Annotated in this window: 8 protein-coding genes; 6 read left to right on the top strand and 2 right to left on the bottom strand. The window is 62.5% G+C overall.

Features of this window, described 5'->3' with window-relative positions; all coding sequences use genetic code 11:
- The first annotated feature begins 184 nt into the window (after nucleotides 1-184).
- The 4 genes from VMR39_RS03275 (at nucleotide 185) to VMR39_RS03260 (ending at nucleotide 1688) form a co-directional block, all read left to right on the top strand.
- On the top strand, nucleotides 185-418 hold the full coding sequence (locus VMR39_RS03275; RefSeq protein ID WP_325414312.1) for a hypothetical protein: 234 nt from the start codon (nucleotides 185-187) through the stop codon (nucleotides 416-418).
- A gap of 61 nt (nucleotides 419-479) precedes the next feature.
- Nucleotides 480-968: a single-stranded DNA-binding protein gene (gene ssb, locus VMR39_RS03270; RefSeq protein WP_325414310.1), complete on the top strand. Its 489-nt coding sequence runs from the start codon at nucleotides 480-482 to the stop codon at nucleotides 966-968.
- Between the two features lie 44 nt (nucleotides 969-1012).
- Nucleotides 1013-1468: a helix-turn-helix domain-containing protein gene (locus VMR39_RS03265; protein WP_325414308.1), complete on the top strand. Its 456-nt coding sequence runs from the start codon at nucleotides 1013-1015 to the stop codon at nucleotides 1466-1468.
- Nucleotides 1455-1688 carry a helix-turn-helix domain-containing protein gene (locus tag VMR39_RS03260; protein ID WP_325414306.1) on the top strand — a complete coding sequence of 78 codons (234 nt, stop codon included), beginning with the start codon at nucleotides 1455-1457 and terminating at the stop codon, nucleotides 1686-1688. The genes VMR39_RS03265 and VMR39_RS03260 overlap by 14 nt, the downstream gene beginning before the upstream one ends.
- Nucleotides 1689-2033: 345 nt before the next feature.
- Here the strand turns inward: VMR39_RS03260 and VMR39_RS03255 are convergent, their stop codons facing one another.
- Nucleotides 2034-2969 carry a LysR family transcriptional regulator gene (locus tag VMR39_RS03255; protein ID WP_325414304.1) on the bottom strand — a complete coding sequence of 312 codons (936 nt, stop codon included), beginning with the start codon at nucleotides 2967-2969 and terminating at the stop codon, nucleotides 2034-2036.
- Nucleotides 2970-3109: 140 nt separating this feature from the next.
- On the opposite strand from VMR39_RS03255, the gene VMR39_RS03250 reads away from it, so the two are divergent.
- Together VMR39_RS03250 and VMR39_RS03245 are read left to right on the top strand one after the other, a co-directional pair.
- Entirely contained in the window at nucleotides 3110-3745 is a 636-nt protein-coding gene (locus VMR39_RS03250; protein ID WP_325414302.1) for an SDR family oxidoreductase, read from the top strand.
- A 65-nt stretch (nucleotides 3746-3810) separates the two neighbouring features.
- Nucleotides 3811-4737, top strand: a complete 927-nt coding sequence (locus tag VMR39_RS03245) for an alpha/beta hydrolase (RefSeq protein ID WP_325414300.1) — start codon at nucleotides 3811-3813, stop codon at nucleotides 4735-4737.
- A 368-nt stretch (nucleotides 4738-5105) separates the two neighbouring features.
- Here VMR39_RS03245 and VMR39_RS03240 read toward each other — a convergent pair.
- A partial coding sequence (locus tag VMR39_RS03240; RefSeq protein ID WP_325414298.1) for a CoA transferase occupies nucleotides 5106-5543 on the bottom strand: 438 nt, incomplete at its 5' end.

Here is a 5543-nt window from a genome sequence, read left to right as displayed (position 1 = left end):
CTACGGTCAAGGCATCCGTCGCAAATCCACAGCAACCCACAGGGGAATATGGGGAAAACGCCAAACATTTGCGCACCATGATTAACGAGAACAAAATTGGAACATTGGTGCCCGTACTGCCGTGGCAGTGGGCCATTAATTCGGGACTAGGGGTGGCGTAATGGGCGGGAATTGCACGGAGTTTGTGGGCGACCAAGAAAAATGCCTCACCGCAGCAGAGGCCGAGAAGGTCCGGCGCATCGTCCTGGATGTGTGCGGCGACGAGTACTTGGCGGCCGTGGAAGCAATGGCGCTCCGCAGCGCGATCGCAGGCGGGTTCAGCGAGCGAGGATACGCTGAAAAACGCGCCCAAGCACCAGTAATCATCGACCTGCTGTTCGCACTCGACCCGGCCTTCATGGTCGGGGTCACGAACTGAGGCGCATCGGCGGCGTCTGTACGCCGCCGACCCGACAAATCAGACATTCAAGGGGGCCACGATGGCCAGCAGCGTCAACAAGGTCATTCTGGTCGGCAACTTGGGTCGTGACCCAGAGGCCAGAACATTCCAGGGCGGTGGGAAAATCGTCAATCTGCGCGTAGCCACTTCCGAAACGTGGCGCGACAAGAATAGCGGCGAGCGGCGCGAGCGCACGGAATGGCACGCCGTCGTCATCAAGAATGAACACCTCGCCAAAGTCGCCGAGCAGTACGCCCGAAAAGGCAGCAAGGTCTACGTCGAAGGGCAGATCGAAACCCGGAAATGGACCGACAAGGATGGGCATGAGCGCTATTCGACAGAGGTCGTGGTCCCAATGTTCCGCGGCGAATTCAAGCTGCTTGACGGACGCAACGACGATGTCGCCGAGGGTCGCGGCGATAGTCGTGGGGGCAATGCGGGACGGCAGCAATCCGGCGCGCGCGGCGGCCAATCTGCCGGAGGGGCGGCCGGCGGCGGGCCCGCGCTCGATGATGACATCCCGTTCTGAGCGGAGGGGGCTCCATGCTCACAATCCCATACTGGCGGACCCGCGTGGGCGCCAAATCCGAGAGAGACATTGCTGCGGCCTCGGCCGCCAGAAGCTTCATGCGGGTCCAGACCCGCGACATCATCGACGTCAGCAGGCCGGCAGTGCTGGACACGGACCCGATGAACTTCGCCGCGACCGCCCGCCATCTTGCCGTCAGGTTTGGGCAATCCTGGGCTGACGTGTCCGGGACGTGCCGCAAACCTGGCCTGGTCATTGCCAGGCAGACGATTGCGTGGGTTGGCGTCTCGCGGTGCCGCAAAAGCCTGCCCTACGTGGCGCAGATTATGAACCGCGACCACTCCACAATCCTCCATTCAAGGCGGAGGATCGATGCGATGATCGACGAGATCGGCCTGTCACCATTGGCCGACGACCCGGTCGAGGCCGGGTTTGTGGTCTGGCGGGAGGCGACGCGCCGGCGAGGGGTGATGGGAGGAGGGCGACATGCAGCAGACTGAGAATAAGCGGGGCAGCCTGCCGCGCGGCATGAGCGTCGACGACGCCGCTGCATACGTCGGGGTCCACCGCGTCACGCTTTACCGGCTGTCAAAAAACGGGGCGCTGACCGCCAGGAAGATCGCAGGAAAGACGATCTACCTTCGCGACGATCTCGATCGCTTCCTTGAGGGCTTAGAGCCGGCGTACGGCGACGGGCCGCCGGGCAAGACCAAAGGTTGACCGACTTCGAACTGGGCGGCGAGAGCCGCCCTTTTGCCTTGTCAGGCTGGATACATTTTTGAGTTCTAGGATAATTGTTAGGATACAAGGATTTCTGGAAATTTATGTGATTGTTATCAGCATCTTAGGCAGTAGATTTATAGGACACCCCATCCGCCACACCGCCGGTTGCCGCACAAATTGCCCTCTTTAATTATCAGATGGATAGCGCCTTTTGGGGCAGTGGCCTGTGGGCAAGGGGCTCGCGCCAGGCAGAATGGCCCACGGATGTGCGCGAAACATCGATTAAGATTTCTGTGGCCAGGTGTCGGCAATCCGCAAGGGCAATCATAATACAGCTTGCCGTCAGGCGGTTGGGCGCTGACCTCCAGCGGTTGCCGCGCGTCGCTTTTCAGTCAGAAAATCGACCACGGCCCGGAGCTTCGGCGGCATCTGTTCGCGGGTGGCGAGGTAGAGATTGAATCCGTCGAAGGGCGGGCACCAGTCCTCCAGAACCCGGATCAGATTACCTGCCTCGATATGGCGGCGCACGGCGAAGTCCATGTGTATGGCGAGGCCGACGCCCTGCAGGGCGGCGTTCAACACCATGTCGTCATTGTTGACGACGAACGAGCCCTGCGGCTGGATGAGGAAGCTGTGTCCATCGTCCGGGTCGGTCAACTCCCATCCTGCAATGGTGCTGCTCATGCCATGGCGAAGGCCCAGGCAATTGTGCCTGTCAAGATCGGTCGGTTTGGCCGGTGCGGGATTGGCCGCGAAATAGGCCGGAGAGCCGACCACCGCCAGCGAGATGGGTGGGCAGAGCGGCACGGCGATCATGCCGTCTCCTACATCCTCGCGCAGCCTCACGCCGGCGTCGCAGCCTTCGCGGATGATATCGCCAAATTCGTCGTCAACGACGATTTCCAGCCGGATATCGGGATAGCGCCGGTGAAACTCCGCCAGATGCGGCAACAGAAGATGACTTGCCGCGATCCGTGAGCTGTTGATGCGCACTTCGCCCGTTGGCCGACGCCGCGCGTCCTGAAGCGCGCCGACGGCGTGGGCGATGGCCGCGAGGCCTGGATCGATCTGCGCCAACAGTACGCGCCCCTCCCCGGTCGCCGAGACGGAGCGGGTCGATCTGTTGAGCAGGCGGATATCGAGCTTTTCTTCCAGAGCGCGGATCGTCTGGGAGAGGGCCGAGGGCGTAATGCCGAGTTTCGCCGCCGCGCGGGTGAAATTGCCTTCGCGGGCCACTTCGGCAAAGGCGGCGATGGCGGGCAAAAGGTTTCGATCCACGAGCTACATCTTTAAGTCAGGCTTCATATTGAATGTAGATATGCCGGCATTCTCTCCCGCGTCCAGCTGTCTATTTAAATCAGGTGACAAGCGATGGTCTGTCTGCCCGGCGCGGCGGCAGCAAAGCGGGGGATAAATCGATGACCAAAACCCTGATCCTCGGCGCCAGCGGGCAGATCGCCCGGCATGTGGTCGATATGCTGGCTGAGCGCAATGACGCAGCAATGACCCTGTTCCTCCGCGACGCCAGGAAGCTGGGCCGCGATGTCCCTGCCAACGCCCGCGTCGTCGAAGGCGATGTGCACGACGCCGCCAGGCTGAAGGAGGCCATGGTCGGCCAGGATGTGGTTTACGCCAACCTTGCCGGCGACGTCGACGCCCAGGCGCAAGCCATCATTACCGCCATGAAAGATGCCGGCGTCCGCAAGCTGATCTTCTGCACGACGTTGGGCATTTATGACGAAGTTCCCGGCAGGTTCGGCGAATGGAACAACCGGGAAATCGGTGCATATCTTCCTCCCTATCGCAAGGCCGCCGACCTCATTGAAGCATCCGGGCTGGACTACGTCGTGCTGCGCCCGGCCTGGCTGACCGACGCCGACGAGATCGACTACGAGATCACCGAGCGCAATGAACGCTTCAAGGGCACCGAAGTCGCGCGCAAGAGCGTGGCGGCCCTGGTTGTCCAACTGATCGAAGCGCCAGGCGCGCTCGGCAACCGCAATATCGGCGTCAACAAGCCCGGCGCCGATGGCGACAAGCCTGCGTTCATGTGAATGCGGCGGCCTCTTCGCGGGCCGGTAACAGCGCTCTTCTAACCCAAAAGCAGGAAGATCGGACCATGAAAACCGTCAAAATCCGCAATCACGACATGTATTGGGATATCGCCGCCGATATCCACTTCCCGCCGGACTTCGACACTTCGAAGAAATATCCGGCCATCATCAGCGCGCATCCGATCGGAAGCTGCAAGGACCAGACATCGGGCAATGTCTATGGCGTGGCGCTGGCGAAGGAAGGCTTCGTCGTCATCGCTTTCGACCGCAGCTTCCAGGGCGCCAGCGGCGGCGAGCCTCGCTCCATCGAAGATCCGACCCAGGCGGTCGAAGACTTCCGCCGCGTCGCCGACTATCTGGTGACGCTACCTTACGTCGATGAGGATCGCATCGGCGTGCTCGGCATCTGCGGCGGCGGCGGTTACGCGATTAACGCCGCGATGACCGAACGCCGCATCAAGGCGGTCAGCGCCGTCACAGGCGCGAACTATGGCCGCCTGATGCGCGGCAACTTCACCGCGCTCAACCCGATCGCCGCGCTGGAGGCCATGGCCAGGCAGCGCACGGCGGAAGCCCGCGGCGAGGCGGTCAAGGTCGATGACCTGCTGCCGCCGTCGCCGGACGAGGCCAGGCGGCTCGGCGTCACCGACCGCGATACTCTTGAAGCGACCGAATATTACCGCACGCCGCGCGGCCAGAAGCCGAACGGCCTCAATCGCTCCGTGCCATCGCATCAGGCCGCGGCTGTCGGCTGGGACGCCTTCCATCTGGCGGAAGTGCTGTTGACGCAGCCGCTCTGCGTGATCGTCGGCGATCAGGTCGGCGCGTTCGGCGCCTATCGCGACGGCTGCGAGATCATCGAACGGGCGGCTTCGAAGAAGAAGGAACTGGTCGTCCTCGAAGGCTGGTCGCACTATGACCTCTACGACAAGCCGGAGCCGGTCGGACAGGCGCTGGCGAAGCTCGTTCCATTCTACAAGGAAAACCTCTGACAATCAGCGGTCGCGGCCAGGCTGATTTGGGCCGCGACCGCTGTCAGCATGTTGCAAAAAGGTTTCAGGCTTCATTTTGGAGGGCTATGGCGTAGGTGTCGTTGGCCGTTTCCTCGTCTTCGGCCCGCCAAAGGTATCCGGCAGACGTGGTGTGTGGGCCGCCGTGACGGCGGCGTCCTGTTTCTTGGCCGCAATCCGGGGATATCGCCGGGTGGGCGGCGGCGCGACGGTGATTGCCGCGCGCCCCGGCGCCCGGGGGCTGAATCTGGCAGGGGCGCGGCGTCGCGGGTGTCGTAAGGCTATCCTCAATTCACTGCCGTTGAGGCGGGCGTTGCATTGTCGCCCGCCATCTCCGGGTCAGGCGCGGCTCATTGATCGACGGGGCTTGCCTGGCGCGTCAGCCCGAGTTCCGCAGCGACTTCCGCGCTGTGCTGGCCGATTGTCGGCGCGGGCGTGGGCTCGGGGTAGTCAAAGCCCGAGAAGCGGACTGGGGGACGCACCTCGATGTAGGCCCCTTCGGTGGGATGGTCGCGCTGCTGGAACAGGCCGACGGCCTTCAGGTGCTGATCGTTGAGCACTTCATCGATCTGATTGCAACGGAACGCCGGAACATTGGCCTGTTTGAGGATCGCCAGCCATTCCGCCGTCGTCTTTTCCGGCAAAATGGTTTCCGCCACCTCGTACATCTGCGTCATGTTCATGCGCCGCAGCGTCTTGTCGGCAAAGCGTTCTTCTTCCAGAACTTCCGGGTGGCCGGTCGCCTGAAAGAACCGGACCCAGCGATCGTCGAGATAGGGCGCGATGGA

The organism is Sphingobium sp. (genome assembly GCF_035511395.1).
Lineage (GTDB): Bacteria > Pseudomonadota > Alphaproteobacteria > Sphingomonadales > Sphingomonadaceae > Sphingobium.
This window is presented reverse-complemented; position numbering and strand designations above follow the sequence as displayed.

Excerpts from the sequence above, each read along its gene's own strand:
- VMR39_RS03250 (WP_325414302.1), top strand. The coding sequence starts at position 3,110 with ATGACCAAAACCCTGATCCTCGGCGCCAGCGGGCAGATCGCCCGGCAT.
- ssb (WP_325414310.1), top strand. The coding sequence starts at position 480 with ATGGCCAGCAGCGTCAACAAGGTCATTCTGGTCGGCAACTTGGGTCGT.
- VMR39_RS03260 (WP_325414306.1), top strand. The coding sequence starts at position 1,455 with ATGCAGCAGACTGAGAATAAGCGGGGCAGCCTGCCGCGCGGCATGAGC.
- VMR39_RS03245 (WP_325414300.1), top strand. The coding sequence starts at position 3,811 with ATGAAAACCGTCAAAATCCGCAATCACGACATGTATTGGGATATCGCC.